Genomic DNA, 18069 nt, shown 5'->3' on the forward strand with positions numbered 1-18069 from the left:
CTCAATTCTTTTTTAACGCTATAATTCTCTCTACCTCATTTACGATTGACTCTGTTGCATCTGGCAAAGCTAAAGCTGTTATATTCTCAACCAATCTCTCTTGTAACTGTTTATCTGTAACCAACTCCTTAAAGACCGTTTCAAAAGAGGAAATCTCAGACTCCTTAACCATCAAAGCAGCATTTTCATGTACTAAAGCCAATGCATTTTTTGTTTGATGATCTTCAGAAACATTAGGTGAAGGAATAAAAACCGTAGGTTTCCCAACGATACACAATTCTGAAATGGAACTTGCACCAGCTCTACTAATTATAAAATCTGCAGCAGCATAAGCCAAATCCATTTCCGCCAAAAAAGCATGTGTTTGAACTCCTTTTGACCCATCGTATTTTTTATATTCTTCAATATAAAACTTACCTGTTTGCCAAATTACCTGTATTCCGATTTCATCAAAAAAACCTAAAGATTCAGCAACTAATTTATTGACCGCACGAGCACCTAAGCTACCACCAATAACCAATAGTGTTTTTTTCTCAGGGTTTAAATTGAAAAAATCAATAGCTGTTTCTCGTTTTGAACTTACCGTCAATAAGTTTTGACGCACAGGATTCCCTGTTTTTGTAATTTTATTTTTCGGAAAAAATCGTTCCAATCCGTCATAAGCCACACAAATAGAATTGGCTTTTTTAGACAGTAATTTATTCGTAATTCCCGGATATGAATTCTGCTCTTGTATCAAGGATGGGATCTTTTTATTTGAAGCCACATACAAAACTGGCCCACTAGCAAAACCACCAGTTCCAACAACAACATCTGGCTGAAATTCTTTGACTATTTTTTTCGACTCCCAAACACTACTAAGTAGCTTTAAAGGAAACGAAAGATTATCTATCGTTAATTTTCTTTGTATTCCAGAAATCCAAAGTCCTTTTATCTTATAACCAGCATTCGGTACTTTTTCCATCTCCATACGATCTTTCGCACCTACAAACAAAAACTCAGCCGATGGATATCGCTTCTTTATTTCATTTGCAATCGCAATCGCAGGATAAATATGACCTCCAGTACCACCACCACTGATTAACACTTTCATAACTTTATATTTTTAATCATGTATCGTTTCATGCAGGATTGACAAAGGATCTTCACTCTCCTCCTCTAACTGCTCTTCAGTAACCTCATTCGCAGAGGAAACACTCAAAATAATTCCTAACCCAAAACAAGTCATCCAAATAGACGTCCCCCCACTACTGATCAAGGGTAATGTTTGACCTGTAACAGGTAATAAATTTGTTGCTACTGCCATATTGGTCATCGCCTGAAAAATTATTGGAATCCCAATAGATATAACCAACATTGTTCCGAACACTGTACCCGCTTTTTTTGCTGCAATCAATATTCTCATCAACAACAAAAAGTAAAAAACCAATATCACCAAACCTCCAATCAAACCATACTCTTCAATGATAATAGCATAAATAAAATCTGACGAAGATTGTGGTAAAAAATTCTTTTGAACACTCTTCCCGGGACCTCTTCCTCCAATTCCGCCAGTCGCAATGGCTATTTTAGCTTTCTCTACTTGATAACCTTCTGTTTCATTTGGATCAGAAAAACTCTCTATCCTACTTTGCCAAGTGTTTACCCTATTAGGCATTGCATCAGGAAAAGCCTTTGCTACCAAAACAAAAATACTGAATGCAGCAATCCCCATTCCTAATATATATAATATGTACTTTACTGGATACCCCCCTAAATAAACAAGAATCAATATCACAAAAAAGATGATTGCCGTTGTAGAAAAGTTTGCAGGCAGAATCAAAGCCAAGGCCAACCCTACAGGCAACCACAACTGCAATAAACTCTCCTTAAACAAGATTTCTTTATCCTTATTACGAGAAACATAGCGAGCCACATACACCATCAACACCAAAGCCGCTAAGGTAGAGGTCTGAAAACCCACTCCAACTATTGGAACACGAATCCACCTACTTGCATTTGCTCCTCCAATTGTATTTCCTTGAGACAAGGTGTATATAAGAAGTACGATCACTACAGGATACAGCAACACAGAACCCCCACTGAAATACCTATATGGAATTTTATGAACCCCAAACATAATAGCAAACCCCATAAAAAGAAGTGCTGCATGCTTTATCAAATGACCAAATGTAGATCCATTCCCAACCACATACACCAAGTTTGTACTAGCACTATAAACTGGCATAAATGAAAATATAGCCAACATAGCCACTAAGGCCCAAATGACTCTATCTCCCTGTAGATGTTTGAACAAACTTTGCATCTCCTAAATTAATTTACAAATGTCTCACAGCATTTTTAAACTGCCTTCCTCTATCTTCATAACTTTCAAACAAATCAAAACTTGCGCAAGCAGGAGACAAAAGAACATTATCACCTTTTGCCCCTAATTTATAAGCCATTTTAACAGCCTCTTCTGCACTTGTAGTTTCGATTAATAAATCTACCATACCGTCAAAAGTCTGCATGATTTTAGCATTATCCACACCTAAACAAATAATTGCTTTCACCTTTTCTCTAACCAATGGCATCAAATCTAAATAATCATTTCCCTTATCTACACCTCCTACGATCCAAACTGTAGGTGCCTCCATGCATTCCAAAGCATAAAATGTTGCATTAACATTCGTTGCCTTAGAATCATTGATATACTGAACACCATTAATTTTCAATACTTTTTCCAAACGATGCTCTGCTCCTTCAAAATCCTCCAAGCTCTCTTTTATAACTTGTTTTCTTGCCTTCATCATTTGTGCTGCCAATGAAGATGCCATCGCATTTTTTGTATTGTGTTTTCCTTTAGTTGCTAGTTTAGAAATATCCATTCTTAAAATTTCTTTGTTTAGTTCTGTTTGTATTTTATTATCGTAAACATACGCTCCTGGAACACCCTTATTTCCACTCAATGAAAATGGCACCAACTGCGCTCTTACTTCATGACTTTCCAGCCAATTAATTATTTCAATATCATCTGCATCATAAATCAAATAATCTTTCTCAGTTTGATTTTTTGTAATCAAGAACTTCGATGCGATATAGTTCTCGTATTTGTATTCATACCTATCCAAATGATCCGGAGAAATATTAGTTATGATAGCAATATGCGGAGCAAAATCTTTAATTCCATCTAACTGAAAGCTACTCAACTCCAAAACATAACTATCATAGTTTTCAGAAGCAACCTGCAAAGCAAAACTATCTCCAATATTACCAGCCATTCCACAATTGAAACCCGCTTTTTTCATAATATGATGCAACATCATGGTAGTTGTTGTCTTTCCATTAGACCCCGTTATCCCAATCAAGGTAGCATCCGTAAATTGAGCCGCAAATTCTATTTCTGAAATCACTGAAACACCTTTTTCCCTCAACTCTACAACCAAAGGAACAGTATCCGGAATACCAGGGCTTTTCATCACCAAATCAGCATTTACTATTTTATCTCTAGTATGCTCTCCAGACTCAAAAGAGATATCATTTTCTTCAAGAACTTTTATGTACTTTTCTTTTATACCCCCTCTGTCGGACACAAAAACATCATAGCCTTTATCTTTCGCTAAAACAGCGGTTCCTACACCACTTTCTCCTCCACCAAGTACAACTAACCTTTTCATATCACCGCTCTCTGATTCTATCTTAATTTCAATGTTACGATGGTCATTACCGCCAACAACAAGCCAATAATTATAAAACGTGCCACTATTTTCGACTCATGATAACCTGACTTTTGATAATGATGATGTAGCGGAGCCATCTTAAAAATCCTTCTACCTTCACCATATTTTTTTCTGGTATATTTGAAATACCCCACCTGTAAGACCACAGAAAAATTCTCTATAAAAAAGATTCCTGCCAAGACGGGAATCAATAATTCTTTACGAGTGGCAACCGCAATCACCGCGATAATAGCACCAATAGTTAAACTCCCGGTATCTCCCATAAAAACCTGAGCTGGATATGTATTATACCATAAAAACCCTACCAATCCACCAGAAAAAGCACTTATAAAAACCACCATCTCACCTGAATGAGGGATATACATAACATCCAAATAATTTGCAAATATTATATTACCTGACACCCAAGCAAAGACACCTAGTGTAAGTACTATAATCACTGAGGTTCCGGCCGCCAAGCCATCAATCCCATCCGTAAGATTTGCCCCATTAGAAACAGCAGTGATAATAAATATCACTATTGGAATAAAAATTATCCAACCCCATTTTTTTGACGTATCTCCTAACCACTCTGTCACTACAGAATAATCAAGCTCATTATTTTTCAAAAAAGGAAGCGTGGTTTTAATAGATTTCATCTCTTCACCAAACACTTTCGGAACACCAGTATCAGTAACCATTTGAATTTCTGCTACCGGTAACTTTTCTTTCATAGTCACCTTAGGATTAAAAAACAACATACCACCAACAATAACCCCTAATCCAACCTGACCCAAAACCTTAAATTTACCTTTCAAGCCATCCTTATCCTTTTTGAACACTTTTATATAATCATCCAAAAAACCAATAGAGCCCATCCATAAAGTTGTAATCAGAAGAATAATGATATAAATATTATCCACCTTAGCAAACAAAATCACAGGTATCAAGGTCGCAAATATTATTATCAATCCTCCCATAGTTGGAGTACCCGCTTTTTGCACCTGCCCCTCTAAACCTAGATCACGAACAGATTCTCCAATTTGTTTTTTTCTTAAAAAGTTTATCATGCGCTTTCCGTATATCGTAGAAAGCAACATCGAAAAAATAAACGCCATCGAAGCCCTAAACGAAATATACTGAAACACTCCGGCTCCAATTAAATCATAGTTTGCTTTTAGGTAATCAAATAAGTAATACAGCATGCGGTTATTTTTTTTTATTTTTCTAATGCTATTAATATTTCTTGTACTATCTCTTTATCATCAAAATGATGTTTTACTCCTTGAACATCTTGATAATTTTCATGTCCTTTTCCAGCTACTAAAACAATATCTCCTTGGCTAGCCAATTTCAAAGCGGTTTTTATAGCCTGTTTTCTATCCAAAATAGAAAGCACTTTTTTTTCATCTTCTTTTGCAACACCTTCCTCTATCTGATCAATAATTGATTGCGGATCTTCAAACCTTGGGTTGTCAGATGTAAAAACAACTTGATCACTCATCGCTGCTGCAATGTTACCCATCTTACTTCTTTTAGAAGTATCACGATCACCACCGCAACCCACAACAGAAATTAAATTTTCTTTTGTAGTACGAATCCCTTCTATGGTAGACAAAACATTCTTTAATGCATCTGGAGTATGGGCATAATCAACAATCGTTACAATTCCTGTTTTTGAAATTGAATACTGAAACCTTCCATTTACACTTTCCAGCTGACTCATTAATAACAATACATTATCATGCTCTAAACCCAGCTCTATAGCAACTCCATATATTGCCAACAAATTTGACACATTAAATTCTCCAATCAACTGCACCCAAACCTCACTATTTTGAACCTGCAGAAGCATTCCAGAGAAACTTTTCTCTAAAATTCTTGCTTTGTAATCCGCCATAGATTTTAGCGCATAACTAAGCTTCCTTGCCTTTGTATTTTGTAAAAGAACAGTTCCATTTTTATCATCTACATTCGTCAAAGCAAAAGCATCTTTCGACAAATCATCAAAAAATTTCTTTTTTACATCCCTATACTCAGCAAAAGTTTTATGGTAATCTAAATGATCGTGAGATAGATTTGTAAAAACCCCACCGTCAAACAGAAGTCCTTCTGTTCTGCACTGATGAATCCCATGAGAGCTTACCTCCATGAAACAATGTGTTACGCCCGCATCCAACATTCTTCTCAGATAACTGTTAATCGTAACAGAATCTGGCGTAGTATGAGTCGCATCAAAAGACTCTGTACCTATTTTTATTTTTACTGTTGACAGCAACCCTGATTCTATACCTGCTTTTTGAAACAATTCATACAACAAAGTAGCAACAGTAGTCTTTCCATTTGTACCCGTTACGCCAACTAGTTTTAACTCCGAAGAAGGATTATCATAAAAACTAGAAGCAATATGAGCTAATGCCACGTCGCTATTCTCAACCTTTATGTAAGTCACCTCAGACACAATAGACTCAGGAAACACCTGACAGACAACGGCGGTTGCTCCAAGCTCTATTGCCTTTTCTATGAACAAATGACCATCAAAAGCAGTTCCTTTTTGAGCGACAAATAGAGCGCCTTTTTTTATTTTACGAGAATCAAAAACAACTGAATCAACATTCATTGCAGTCACTCCAATCAACTCCAACACATCAACTCCCTCAAGTAATTCACTCAACTTTTTCATCTAACTCAATTTCAAAATTATCGTTGCACCCTTCACAAGCTTCTTTCCTTTTCTTATGGATTGACTTTTCACCTTTCCAACCCCTTCAAAAACCACTTTCAAACCTAAATTCTCAAGAACCGAAATTGCATCCATTCCTGCCATCCCTCTTACATCTGGAATAACTTTCAAATCTTGTTGCAAAAGAGCATAATAAGACTCAGAATCAACATCTAACTGCTCTATCACTGGTAATTTGTTCTCAACCTCTTTTTTTATAGGTGCTGAAGCATACATTTTTTGAGCGATTTTTTTAAACACTGGCGCAGCAACCGTAGCACCATAATATCCTTTCTTTTTATCAGGATTATGAACCACTACTATACAAGAATACTTAGGGGCATCAGCCGGAAAAAAACCAGCAAAAGACGCTGTATATTCTTTACTAGAATAATAACCGCCATGCAACTCCCCATCCGCACCTCTCGTAACCGGAATGTATTTTTTAGCAGTTCCCGTTTTACCTGCCATAGAAAAATTAGGAGTATAGATATTAGTTGCCGTACCTTGTTCTACAACTTTTTCTAGAACCCTTCTTAATTTTTTCACTGTCTCCATAGAGGCAATACTTGGATTGATAACTTTAGGTTCAAACACTTTATCTACCTTCCCTTCAGTTCTAAGCGCACTCACAAATCTTGGCTTCACCATCACACCATCATTTGCAATAGCATTGTAAAACGTTAAAGTCTGTAAAGGAGTTAAAGAGATACCATACCCCCATGCCATCCACTCAAGAGAAATACCATTCCATCGTTTCTTATCTTTTGGAGAAGGTATATAAGGTGCTCCTTCGCCTTTAATTTCTAAACCAATTTTTGAACCAAGACCTATTTCATGCACAGCATCCACAAACTTTTGTGGATCTTTTTTGTAATGCTTTTGAATTAGTTTAACAATCCCAACATTCGAAGAAACCTCTATAACTCGACCCGCAGAAATCTCACCATATCCACCTCTATGAGAATCTTCTACTTTTTTTCTATGAATATAAATTCTTCCTTTTTCAGTATCAACAACAGTACTCGTATCGATAACCTTATCTTCTAAAGCTATAAGCAAGCTCGCTACCTTAAAAGTTGATCCCGGCTCATGAGATTCCCATACCGCATAATTTCTTTTTTCGTAATATTTACCCTTCGAGGTCCTACCTAAATTCGCAATCGCCTTTACAGAACCTGTTTTAGTTTCCATCACAATCACACAACCATGATCCGCCTCAAACTTCTCCAACTGCTCCAACAAAGCATGATGGGCAATATCTTGAACATTGATATCAATCGTGGTAATTACATCGCTTCCATCCTTAGGCTCTACCTCATTATTATCATTAATAGGCTTCCATTGATTTTTAGCGATTTTTTGTTTCATACGCCAACCCAAACTACCTTCTAAATAATCCGTATAAGCACCTTCAATACCTACTTCCCCGCGATAATCATCATAACCAATAGTACGCTCGGCGATTTTCCCGATAGGATGCTCGCGGACTGTTCTTTGCTCCGTAATAAAACCTCCTTTATATAGTCCTAATCTAAAGATCGGAAAACTCTTCACTTTTAAATAATCCATATAACCAAGATTTCTCGCCACAAACAAATACCTGTTTCTGGATCTTCTGGCTTTTCTAAAATAAGATTGATAATACGAAGTAGACTTCCCGAACATCTCTGACATTGCCTCGGCCAATCCATGAATGTTTTTTTCAAAAACCTCATCTTTAACAGTCACAACATCCATACGGATATCATATTTTGACATTGATGTCGCCAACAAGCTACCTCTTGCAGAAACAACATTCCCTCTATTATAAAAAATAGTATCTTTTCTAATAGTCCTATGCGCAGACATATCTCGATACTTATCACCTTCAAGATACTGAATACGAGCTATTTTAATAAAAATCACCAACAAAAAAAGAGTCATCAAGACAACTACTATAGATAGTCTACTTAATATGCCTTTTTGCTCCGTGCTCACTTTAGTTTGATTTTGTTGTTACTTTGATTTTTATTGGCGGTGTTTTAGGAGACGCCAACCCTCTCTCTTTTAATTTCTCCCTAACCGAGGACTCCATTTTCATCCTCGTTAAATAAGTTCCTGAATCTATATACAAGGATTTCAGCTTTTTCACCTCCTTATTCATACTTGCAATTTCCATCACTTTCCGATCTGCATTATGAGAACTTGTAATCATAAACAACAAGAGAAAAACCACAAAGACAATAATTCTCCAGTTCTTAAAAGCACCTTCATCAACTAAAAACCCTCCTTTTAAAACATCGTAAATTCTCATCTTACTTCATTTTCTTCAAGGTAGCAATACGAAGCTTTGCACTTCTAGCCCGGTTATTCTCTTTGATCTCCTCACGAGTAGGAACAATCATTTTCCCAACATTCTTTAACGGAACATCAATATTTCCGTAAAAATCTTTTTCTGGCTCCCCTTCAAACAATCCGTTTTTTATGAATCGCTTCACCAATCTGTCTTCTAGCGAATGGTAAGAAATAACACTCAACCTACCATCCACCTCCAACAACTTAGGGGTCTGTAGCAAAAATTCTTTCAAAACCTCTAGCTCCTGATTTACTTCAATTCTAAAAGCTTGAAAAATTTGTGCTAATATTTTATGCTCTTTTGCCTTAGGTAAAAACTGTTGCAAAACTTCTTTCAACCTAAAACTTGTAACAATCTTTTCTTCTTGTCTCTCCACAACAATTTTTGCTGCCAACGCACGTGCATTTCGCAATTCTCCATACTGAAACAAAACATCACTCAACTGCTCCTCAGAATATGTATTCACAATTGTATAAGCAGACAACTCATCTGATTTATTCATCCTCATATCCAACTCCGCATCAAAACGAGTAGAAAAACCACGCTCAGCTTCATTAAACTGATGAGAAGAAACTCCTAAATCACCAAGAATCCCATCTACCTTAGTAACTCCATAAAAACGAAGAAACCTAGAGATATATCTAAAATTCTCTTGAATCAAAACAAAACGTTCGTCATCAATACTATTTCTTTGAGCATCAGGATCCTGATCAAACGCAAACAACCTACCACCAGCACCAAGACGACTTAATATCTCTCTTGAATGCCCTCCACCGCCAAAAGTCACATCAACATAGATACCATCTGGCTTTATAGCCAATGCATCAACACTTTCTTTTAGCAATACTGGATTATGATATCCTTCCATCTCCTTCATTATTTACTGTTCCCATTACCTCTTCAGCCAACTCCGCAAAATCAAGTGCAGTCTCATCAATAGCTTGCTCATACTTATCTTTATCCCAAATCTCAATAATTGAAATTGCAGAAGACATCACTACTTCTTTCGTTACTCCAGAAAAGGCTAATAAATCTTTAGGAATCAACAACCTCCCAGTCGTATCTAATTCTATTTTTTTTACCCCAGCCGTAAAACGACGAATAAAATCATTATTCTTTTTCACAAAACGATTCAACCCATTCATTTGAGCCATCACTGCATTCCATTCTTTAATCGGATACAACTCTAGACAAGGCTGAAACACTGATCTTTTCAACACAAAACCTTCATGCATAACCGGCTCCAACTGCTTTTTTAATGCAGATGGCAAAAGCATCCTCCCCTTAGAGTCCGCCTTACATTCATATGTACCAACTATACTTTCCACGCTTTGTAATCTCAGATTATAGAATTCAAAAGTAAGAATTATTTACCACATTTTCCCACATTACCCCACTTTGTTAATAAGTTCTGTCATTTTCTCCCACTTTACTTACTTTACTCATATCGTGCGTCTTAAAAATGGAATTCGCAAAAAAAAGTTGAAATATTGATTAAATGTTTTTTTGTAAAAAAAAGAGTACATTTGTCAATCGTAAAAAAGATTATAAATGATCGATACTATTATTACAGAAGGAGAGTTTACATACAAAGAAGCTGGTGAAGGAAAAGCCATCATTCTCCTACACGGTTTAATGGGAACAGCAAGCATGTTTGATAATATTCTCGAATATTTCGCAGACAAAGGATACAAGGTTCTTGTACCTGAATTACCTATTTACAGCTTACCGTTGATTAAAACAAATGTGAAACATTTTTCACTTTTTATAAAAAGATTTATAGAACACAAAAACCTAGAACGACCTATTTTGGTAGGAAACTCTTTAGGTGGCCATATTGCCTTATACCTTACAAAACACTACCCTGAATTAGTAAGTAACTTAGTACTTACTGGAAGTTCTGGTCTATACGAAAGCGCTATGGGTGATAGCTATCCAAAACGTGGAGATCGAGTTTATGTGAGAAAAAAAGTAGAGATGGTATTCTACGACCCAGCAACAGCTACCGAAGAAATGGTTGATGATTTATTTGAGGTTGTAAACGATAGAGGAAGTGTCTTAAGAATTCTTTCACTTGCTAAAAGTGCCATCCGCCATAACATGGCAAAAGACCTACCTGACATGAAACTAGAAACATGTCTAGTTTGGGGTAAACAAGACACAGTAACACCACCAGAAGTTGCGCATGATTTTGATAAATTAATGCCAAATTCAGAGTTATTCTGGATTGACAAATGTGGTCATGCTCCTATGACAGAACACCCTGATCAATTTAATAAAATTGTTCACGATTGGCTGATAAAGCACAATCTATAACAACTCATAAACAAACACAAATTTTTAAAAAAATTTGTGTTTGTTTTTTATACACATCTCATGAAAATCAAAACGGCTTCTTTTGAAATCAGTAATTCTGACGTAAGTAAATGTCCTAAAGAACGAATTCCTGAATATGCGTTTATCGGTAGATCTAATGTAGGAAAATCCTCTTTGATCAATATGCTTACCGGACAAAGAAAACTTGCCAAAACATCTGGTACTCCTGGAAAAACACAATTAATTAACCATTTTAAGATTAATGATAGTTGGTTTCTAGTTGATTTACCCGGATATGGATATGCTAGAGTTTCAAAAAAAACCAAAAGAACCTTTCAATCGTTTATCAAAAATTATTTTCTTCAAAGAGAACAATTAATATGTTCTTTTGTTTTGATTGATTCAAGACATGAACCTCAAAGAATAGACATGGATTTCATGCAATTTCTTGGAGAAAGTCAAATCCCGTTTTGTATTATTTTCACCAAAGCCGACAAACTAACACCAACTGTGTTAAAGCGCAATATTGAAAACTACAAAACAAAGTTACTGGATGATTCTTGGGATATTTTTCCGGATTATTTTGTCACATCTTCCACTTCTAAAGAAGGTAGAGATTCAGTTTTAAACTTTATCGATAAAGTAAACATCCAATTAAAAGAATCTTAAAACTTGTAAAAAAATATTCTTTTGAGATCCAATTCCAAAAACATAGAAATTCTTTTTGAAGACAACCACATCATCGTTGTCAATAAAAAAACGGGAGATTTAGTACAAGGAGACAAAACTGGAGATGCTCCTTTAAGCGATATCCTCAAAGAATATATTAAAGAAAAATACAACAAACCAGGTAATGTGTATTTAGGTGTCGTGCATCGCTTGGACAGGCCCACCACTGGTATTGTTATTTTTGCAAAAACTTCAAAAGCACTGGAACGTCTCAATAAAATGCTTCGAGACAAAACCATTGACAAAACTTATTGGGCAGTAGTAAAAAACAAACCTTCAAAAGCTTCAGACACGCTAATTAATTACCTCAGAAAAAACCCAAAGAACAATAAAGCCAGTGTTTTTAACGAGGATGGAAAAGATAGAAAAAAAGCAATCCTCCACTATAAAACAATTAAAAACCTGGACAACTATCATCTACTTGAAATTGATCTAGAAACAGGGAGACATCATCAAATAAGAAGTCAACTCGCAAACATTAATTGCCCCATAAAAGGAGATTTAAAATACGGCTTTAACAGAAGTAATAAAGATGCAGGAATCCACCTACATGCTAGAAAAATAAACTTTATGCATCCTGTTAAAAAAGAACCTATTGAAATTATTGCTCCTACTCCCAAGGACCCTATTTGGGATGCTTGTAATTAGAATAAACACAAACCCCTCCAATACAGCATCAATCCGTATATAAAACTAAAGAATCAGTTTCACTAGCATCAAACTAGAAACTGAAATAATTCCGGACTCTCATTTAGATACTCTCCTAAAAACCCTTTCTCCTTCATCCTTTTTACCAAGGGCGAAAAATCATCTTTACTTTTAAGTTCAATCCCAACTACAGCAGGTCCTTTATCTCTGTTATTCTTTTTAGTATACTCAAAATAAGCAATATCATCATTCGGCCCTAACACCTCTACCACAAATTCTTTTAATGCACCTGCTCTTTGAGGAAAACGAATAATAAAATAATGTTTTAACCCCTCATACAAAAGAGAACGCTCTTTCATTTCTTCCATTCGGGTAATATCATTATTCCCACCACTTACAACACAGACTACATTCTTTCCTTTTATTTCTTCTTTATACAGATCTAAAGCAGCAATAGAAAGAGCCCCTGCAGGCTCCACCACTAGAGCATTTTCATTGTAAACTTTTAAAATCGTAGAACATACAGCTCCTTCTGAAACAACGTTAGCATCATGAACAAGTTCTTTACATATTTCAAAAGTCGCATCTCCCATCCTTTTGACAGCAGCACCATCAATAAACTTCTCAACGTGATCTAGAGTTGTATTCACTCCTTTTTCTAAAGAAACATTAAAAGAAGGAGCCCCTTCAGGTTCTATCCCAATAATTTTTGTATTTGGACTTAATACTTTAAAAACACTAGAAACACCCGCAGCCAAACCTCCACCACCGACAGGTAAAAACAAATAATCAATTGGCTCCTGAGATTGATCGATTATTTCTAACCCGACAGAACCTTGCCCCGCCATTACATCTTCATCATTAAAAGGGTGCACAAAAGTAGCTCCATACTCCTCGCAATATGTCGCTGCTGCAGCATAACTTGCATCATAGGTATCTCCTTCTAAAACGATTTCTACAAAAGACTGACCAAACATCCTCACCTGACCTATTTTTTGATTAGGAGTTGTTGTAGGCATAAAAATAACTCCTTTTACCTTCAACTTCTGACAAGCCAGAGCTACCCCTTGGGCATGATTTCCGGCACTTGCACACACAACACCGTTCACCAATTCCTTAGAAGAAAGATTTACTATCCTATTATAAGCACCTCTAATCTTATAAGAACGTACTACTTGAAGATCTTCTCTTTTAAACAAGATGGAAGCACCATATTTTTTCGAGAAATTCTCCATTACATCCAAAGGAGTAACATTCACAATAGATTTAATATTTTTTTGTGCTTTCAACACTTTTTCGATCGTTATCATATTTGTTCTCCTTTTACCATTAATGTGGCTGTGATTGATTCTTCTTTCAATTTTAAAAACTCTTGTCTACTAGGATCGTTCTTGTACCTTTCATAATCTGATTCCGTATTAAAGGACAAAAAATGAACCTCATAAGGCATCTCTCCCTCCATAGCAACAACAGAATTTTCATCTGGACGCAACCGCATAATAAGTTTTGCATTATACTCAGACAGCAAAGGCAAAGTAAGCTCCTCAAACTCTTGAAAAACAAGCTCTTTCCCTTTTTCTACATATATTAATAAAGTAAAATAAAGCATCCCTAGATTTTATATAAAAGTATAAAAAATTAAAAAGCCTGATAAACTTTCGTCTATCAGGCTTTCAATATAAAATTGTATCTAATTATACGATTTTTTTCATTGCAGTCATAGACTCTCTCAAGTACTCACCAATTTCCTCAACACCGTGCTCTCTAATAGCAGCGTTAACCTCAATAAGTTCTTTGTTATCTACACCGTTATCACCAGTATTAAAAGGCTTACCAATCATGTTAATTGGAGCATTTTTCACGTAATCAGCGATTAATGGTTTTGCAGCATGATCAAATAAGTAACATCCGTACTCAGCAGTATCAGAAATTACGCTATTCATTTCATATAATTTCTTTCTTGCAATTGTGTTTGCAATTAATGGAGTTTCATGTAATGATTCGTAGTAAGCAGACTCATCAATAATTCCTGACTCAACCATTGCCTCAAAAGCTAACTCAACACCAGCTTTTACCATTGCAACCATTAACGTACCATTATCATAGTACTCTTGCTCAGAAATCTCTACATCACCTGCAGGAGTTTTCTCAAAGTTAGTTTCACCTGTAGCAGCTCTCCAAGTCAATAAGTTTTTATCATCATTAGCCCAGTCCTCCATCATTGTTTTAGAGAAATGACCTGAAATAATATCATCCATATGCTTTTGGAATAATGGACGCATTAAGTCTTTTAAATCTTCAGATGCTTTAAATGCAGCAATTTTAGCTGGATTAGATAATCTATCCATCATATTCGTTACTCCACCATACTTCATTCCTTCCGTAATAGTTTCCCATCCGTACTGGATTAATTTTGAAGCATAACCTGCATCGATTCCTTCAGCAACCATCTTATCAAAACATAAGATAGATCCTGTTTGTAACAATCCACAAAGAATTGTTTGCTCTCCCATTAAATCAGACTTTACCTCTGCAACGAAAGAAGATCTTAAAACACCAGCAGTATGACCACCAGTAGCAACAGCATATGCCTTAGCGTAATCCCATCCTTTTCCTTCTGGATCATTCTCAGGGTGAACAGCGATTAATGTAGGTACTCCAAATCCTCTTTTGAATTCTTCTCTTACCTCAGAACCTGGTGACTTAGGAGCAACCATAATTACTGTAATATCTTTTCTTACTTCCATTCCTTCTTCAACAATGTTGAATCCATGAGAATAAGATAAAGTAGCTCCTTTTTTCATCAATGGCATCACAGCATTTACAACAGCAGTATGTTGTTTATCTGGAGTTAAGTTGATTAACAAATCAGCTGAAGGGATCATTTCTTCGTAAGTCCCAACTGCAAATCCATTTTCAGTTGCATTGATGTAAGATTGTCTTTTTTCAGCAATTGCAGCTGGTCTTAAAGTGTAAGAAATATCCAATCCTGAATCTTTCATGTTCAACCCTTGGTTCAGTCCTTGAGCTCCACATCCAATAATAACGATCTTTTTACCTTTCAATGCTTCTACACCTCCGTCAAATTCTGATCTATCCATGAACTCACATTGTCCCAATTGTTCCAATTGCTCACGTAAAGAAAGTGTGTTAAAATAATTTGCCATTTTTCTTTTGTTTGTTAATTTATTTAAAACTAATTGATTAACCGTTTTAGTACCGCTATTACCAATTAGCTCTTATATTATTTTTTATTGCGATTGCAAAAATATAAAAACCTTTGCTTAAATCTTAATAATCTTATCATTATCTCTAAAAAAACCTATTCATTTTTATTTAAATAGATGGCTTTTTTAAGAAACTATAGATTTTTTAATTGCTCAGAGATTTTCATTTCCGTTTTTGAAACAGAAATTCTACCTGTTCTTACGAATTGCATAATTCCATAAGGAGCTAATTGATCATACAAAGCTTCAGTTTCCTTTCTGAATCCAGTTTTCTCAATTACAAAAAAGTCAGGATTTACCGTTACAATACTTGCATGACTATTTTTTATAATGTTTTGAATTTCTCTTTTATCAAATAATAAGTTTGAAGCTATTTTATACAACGCTGTTTCATGAAAAATAATCTCATCATCTGTATGGTAATAAGCTTTAATTACTTCAATTTGCTTTTCTATTTGACCTACTAGTTTCTTTACAGCAACTTCTGTCATATTTGCCACAATCGTAAAACGATGTACATTTTCAATTTCAGATCTAGAAACATTCAAACTCTCAATATTGATATGTCTTTTCAAGAAAATAGTTGCAATTCTATTTAATAACCCTGGATTATTTTCTGTATAAACAGAAATCGTAAATAATTGTTTTTCCATTTTCTTTTATTTTAATCTTACATCTGAAACACTAGCCCCTGTAGGTACCATTGGGAAAACATTGTCTTCCTTCTCAATCATTACTTCTAAGAAATAAGATTCTTTAGAAGCAATCATCTCTTTTACTGCACCTGCTAATTCCTCACGCTTTACAACTTTTGTAGCCTTGATATCATAAGCCTCCGCTAGTTTAATAAAGTCAGGATTTGTCATCACTGTAGAAGCATAACGCTTATCGAAAAACAACTGCTGCCATTGACGTACCATTCCTAAGAACTCATTATTCAATACTACAATTTTAACCGCAGCACCTGTTTGTAAAATAGTACCCAATTCTTGACAGGTCATTTGATAACCACCATCACCGATATAAGCGACTACTTCTCTTTCTGGAGCACCCATTTTAGCACCAATTGCTGCTGGTAATGCAAATCCCATTGTTCCTAACCCACCAGAAGTAACATTACTTCTCGTTGTAGTAAAATCAGCATAACGTACTGTAAACATTTGATGCTGTCCAACATCAGAAACAATTACTGCATCTCCATTTGTTTCTTTATTCACTTGGTTGATTACCTCTCCCATTGTTAAACCTTCTTTCGTTGGTTCTAACTGTGGAATAATAACCGCCTCGTCTTCTATTTTTCTATATTCCTTAAATTCGTTGTGCCAAGCTTCATGCTTCGTTTCATTGATAAAAGGTAAAATTTTCGCTAAAGTATCTTTAGAATTACCAATTACAGCAACATCCGTTTTTACATTCTTATCAATCTCTGCAGGATCAATATCAAAATGCACTACTTTTGCCTGTTTCGCATATTTAGATAAATCTCCCGTAACACGATCATCAAAACGCATTCCAATAGCAATCAACAAATCACATTCGTTTGTCAATTTATTAGGTCCATAATGTCCGTGCATACCAACCATCCCAACATTTAATGGATGTTCGGTTGGTAAAGCTGATAATCCTAAAACCGTCCATGCCGATGGAATACCAGACTTTTCAATCAAAGCTTTCAGTTCCGCTTCCGCTTCTCCAAGAATTACTCCTTGTCCGAATACGATAAAAGGTTTTTTAGCTGCATTGATCAACTCAGCTGCCTCCTTAACTTTTTCAATATCAGTTTCAGGTACCGGCTTATAACTTCTTACAGCTGTACATTTTTCATAAGAATAATCCAACTCTCCTAATTGAGCATCTTTAGTGATATCAATTAACACAGGACCTGGTCTTCCTGATCTTGCAATAAAAAATGCCTTTGCAATAGCCGCAGGGATATCTTGAGATTTTGTAACTTGAATATTCCATTTTGTTACAGGAGCAGAAATGCTAATCACATCTGTCTCTTGGAACGCATCAGTACCTAACAAATGCGATGCTACCTGCCCAGTAATACATACTAAAGGCGTAGAATCAATCTGCGCATCTGCAATCCCTGTAATTAAGTTAGTTGCTCCTGGACCAGAAGTAGCCAAACAGACTCCTACTTTCCCTGAAACTCTAGCAAAACCTTGAGCTGCATGAATTGCACCTTGCTCATGACGGGTTAATACATGATGTAATTTATCTTGGTACTTGTATAATTCATCATAGATAGGCATAATTGCCCCTCCAGGATAACCATAAGCTAAATCCGCACCTTCTTCTAAAAGAGCTCTTACAACTGCTTCTGCACCTATAATTCTTTCAGTTGATTTGTTATTTGTTGAATTTCCCATATTCGAAAATTTAATA

Annotated in this window: 17 protein-coding genes; 3 read left to right on the plus strand and 14 right to left on the minus strand. The window is 35.6% G+C overall.

Annotated features, from left to right (window positions below; translation table 11 throughout):
- Position 1: 1 nt before the first annotated feature.
- From murG to AC2DZ0_RS08545, 9 genes are read right to left on the minus strand one after another with little or no spacing between them, the layout of a single operon-like run.
- Positions 2-1093, minus strand: a complete 1092-nt coding sequence (murG, locus tag AC2DZ0_RS08505; RefSeq protein ID WP_484641256.1) for an undecaprenyldiphospho-muramoylpentapeptide beta-N-acetylglucosaminyltransferase — start codon at positions 1091-1093, stop codon at positions 2-4.
- Positions 1094-1105: 12 nt separating this feature from the next.
- Positions 1106-2305 (minus strand): FtsW/RodA/SpoVE family cell cycle protein, encoded by a 1200-nt coding sequence (locus AC2DZ0_RS08510; RefSeq protein WP_484641258.1) that lies wholly within the window; start codon positions 2303-2305, stop codon positions 1106-1108.
- Positions 2306-2318: 13 nt separating this feature from the next.
- A complete protein-coding gene (gene murD / locus AC2DZ0_RS08515; protein WP_484641260.1) occupies positions 2319-3656 on the minus strand; it encodes a UDP-N-acetylmuramoyl-L-alanine--D-glutamate ligase in 1338 nt (445 codons plus the stop codon).
- A gap of 17 nt (positions 3657-3673) precedes the next feature.
- Positions 3674-4903 (minus strand): phospho-N-acetylmuramoyl-pentapeptide-transferase, encoded by a 1230-nt coding sequence (mraY, locus tag AC2DZ0_RS08520; RefSeq protein ID WP_484641262.1) that lies wholly within the window; start codon positions 4901-4903, stop codon positions 3674-3676.
- A 14-nt stretch (positions 4904-4917) separates the two neighbouring features.
- Positions 4918-6381 carry a UDP-N-acetylmuramoyl-L-alanyl-D-glutamate--2,6-diaminopimelate ligase gene (locus AC2DZ0_RS08525; protein ID WP_484641263.1) on the minus strand — a complete coding sequence of 488 codons (1464 nt, stop codon included), beginning with the start codon at positions 6379-6381 and terminating at the stop codon, positions 4918-4920.
- Positions 6382-8400: a penicillin-binding protein gene (locus AC2DZ0_RS08530; protein WP_484641265.1), complete on the minus strand. Its 2019-nt coding sequence runs from the start codon at positions 8398-8400 to the stop codon at positions 6382-6384. It abuts the gene before it with no gap.
- 1 nt (position 8401) lies between these two features.
- On the minus strand, positions 8402-8716 hold the full coding sequence (locus AC2DZ0_RS08535; protein WP_484641266.1) for an FtsL-like putative cell division protein: 315 nt from the start codon (positions 8714-8716) through the stop codon (positions 8402-8404).
- Position 8717: 1 nt separating this feature from the next.
- Positions 8718-9635, minus strand: coding sequence for a 16S rRNA (cytosine(1402)-N(4))-methyltransferase RsmH (gene rsmH / locus AC2DZ0_RS08540; RefSeq protein WP_484641268.1), 918 nt, complete (start codon positions 9633-9635; stop codon positions 8718-8720).
- On the minus strand, positions 9610-10086 hold the full coding sequence (locus AC2DZ0_RS08545; RefSeq protein ID WP_484489665.1) for a division/cell wall cluster transcriptional repressor MraZ: 477 nt from the start codon (positions 10084-10086) through the stop codon (positions 9610-9612). Before AC2DZ0_RS08545 ends, rsmH begins: the two co-directional genes overlap by 26 nt.
- A gap of 223 nt (positions 10087-10309) precedes the next feature.
- Here AC2DZ0_RS08545 and AC2DZ0_RS08550 point away from each other — a divergent pair, with 223 nt between their 5' ends.
- From AC2DZ0_RS08550 to AC2DZ0_RS08560, 3 genes are read left to right on the plus strand one after another with little or no spacing between them, the layout of a single operon-like run.
- Complete coding sequence (locus tag AC2DZ0_RS08550; RefSeq protein WP_484489666.1) at positions 10310-11074, plus strand: alpha/beta fold hydrolase; 765 nt, start codon at positions 10310-10312, stop codon at positions 11072-11074.
- A 60-nt stretch (positions 11075-11134) separates the two neighbouring features.
- The gene (yihA, locus tag AC2DZ0_RS08555) at positions 11135-11743 is read left to right on the plus strand and encodes a ribosome biogenesis GTP-binding protein YihA/YsxC (RefSeq protein WP_484641270.1); all 609 of its coding nucleotides are present in this window, start codon (positions 11135-11137) and stop codon (positions 11741-11743) included.
- A gap of 21 nt (positions 11744-11764) precedes the next feature.
- Positions 11765-12451, plus strand: a complete 687-nt coding sequence (locus AC2DZ0_RS08560) for an RluA family pseudouridine synthase (RefSeq protein ID WP_484489668.1) — start codon at positions 11765-11767, stop codon at positions 12449-12451.
- A gap of 68 nt (positions 12452-12519) precedes the next feature.
- Here the strand turns inward: AC2DZ0_RS08560 and ilvA are convergent, their stop codons facing one another.
- The 5 genes from ilvA to ilvB form a co-directional block, all read right to left on the minus strand.
- Entirely contained in the window at positions 12520-13761 is a 1242-nt protein-coding gene (ilvA, locus tag AC2DZ0_RS08565; protein WP_484641272.1) for a threonine ammonia-lyase IlvA, read from the minus strand.
- Positions 13758-14060, minus strand: a complete 303-nt coding sequence (locus tag AC2DZ0_RS08570) for a hypothetical protein (RefSeq protein ID WP_484641274.1) — start codon at positions 14058-14060, stop codon at positions 13758-13760. Before AC2DZ0_RS08570 ends, ilvA begins: the two co-directional genes overlap by 4 nt.
- 85 nt (positions 14061-14145) lie before the next feature.
- Positions 14146-15618, minus strand: coding sequence for a ketol-acid reductoisomerase (gene ilvC / locus AC2DZ0_RS08575; RefSeq protein ID WP_484641276.1), 1473 nt, complete (start codon positions 15616-15618; stop codon positions 14146-14148).
- 194 nt (positions 15619-15812) lie between these two features.
- Positions 15813-16331, minus strand: a complete 519-nt coding sequence (ilvN, locus tag AC2DZ0_RS08580) for an acetolactate synthase small subunit (protein ID WP_484641277.1) — start codon at positions 16329-16331, stop codon at positions 15813-15815.
- Between the two features lie 6 nt (positions 16332-16337).
- The gene (gene ilvB, locus AC2DZ0_RS08585) at positions 16338-18053 is read right to left on the minus strand and encodes a biosynthetic-type acetolactate synthase large subunit (RefSeq protein WP_484641279.1); all 1716 of its coding nucleotides are present in this window, start codon (positions 18051-18053) and stop codon (positions 16338-16340) included.
- Positions 18054-18069 lie beyond the last annotated feature (16 nt).

This window comes from Flavicella sp. IMCC45668 (assembly GCF_057219105.1).

What these genes read in the sequence shown, in the direction of transcription:
- murG (WP_484641256.1), bottom strand. Translation starts at nt 1,093, where the DNA reads ATGAAAGTGTTAATCAGTGGTGGTGGTACTGGAGGTCATATTTATCCT.
- AC2DZ0_RS08510 (WP_484641258.1), bottom strand. Translation starts at nt 2,305, where the DNA reads ATGCAAAGTTTGTTCAAACATCTACAGGGAGATAGAGTCATTTGGGCC.
- murD (WP_484641260.1), bottom strand. Translation starts at nt 3,656, where the DNA reads ATGAAAAGGTTAGTTGTACTTGGTGGAGGAGAAAGTGGTGTAGGAACC.
- mraY (WP_484641262.1), bottom strand. Translation starts at nt 4,903, where the DNA reads ATGCTGTATTACTTATTTGATTACCTAAAAGCAAACTATGATTTAATT.
- AC2DZ0_RS08525 (WP_484641263.1), bottom strand. Translation starts at nt 6,381, where the DNA reads ATGAAAAAGTTGAGTGAATTACTTGAGGGAGTTGATGTGTTGGAGTTG.
- AC2DZ0_RS08535 (WP_484641266.1), bottom strand. Translation starts at nt 8,716, where the DNA reads ATGAGAATTTACGATGTTTTAAAAGGAGGGTTTTTAGTTGATGAAGGT.
- rsmH (WP_484641268.1), bottom strand. Translation starts at nt 9,635, where the DNA reads ATGAAGGAGATGGAAGGATATCATAATCCAGTATTGCTAAAAGAAAGT.
- AC2DZ0_RS08550 (WP_484489666.1), top strand. Translation starts at nt 10,310, where the DNA reads ATGATCGATACTATTATTACAGAAGGAGAGTTTACATACAAAGAAGCT.
- yihA (WP_484641270.1), top strand. Translation starts at nt 11,135, where the DNA reads ATGAAAATCAAAACGGCTTCTTTTGAAATCAGTAATTCTGACGTAAGT.
- ilvA (WP_484641272.1), bottom strand. Translation starts at nt 13,761, where the DNA reads ATGATAACGATCGAAAAAGTGTTGAAAGCACAAAAAAATATTAAATCT.
- AC2DZ0_RS08570 (WP_484641274.1), bottom strand. Translation starts at nt 14,060, where the DNA reads ATGCTTTATTTTACTTTATTAATATATGTAGAAAAAGGGAAAGAGCTT.
- ilvC (WP_484641276.1), bottom strand. Translation starts at nt 15,618, where the DNA reads ATGGCAAATTATTTTAACACACTTTCTTTACGTGAGCAATTGGAACAA.
- ilvN (WP_484641277.1), bottom strand. Translation starts at nt 16,331, where the DNA reads ATGGAAAAACAATTATTTACGATTTCTGTTTATACAGAAAATAATCCA.
- ilvB (WP_484641279.1), bottom strand. Translation starts at nt 18,053, where the DNA reads ATGGGAAATTCAACAAATAACAAATCAACTGAAAGAATTATAGGTGCA.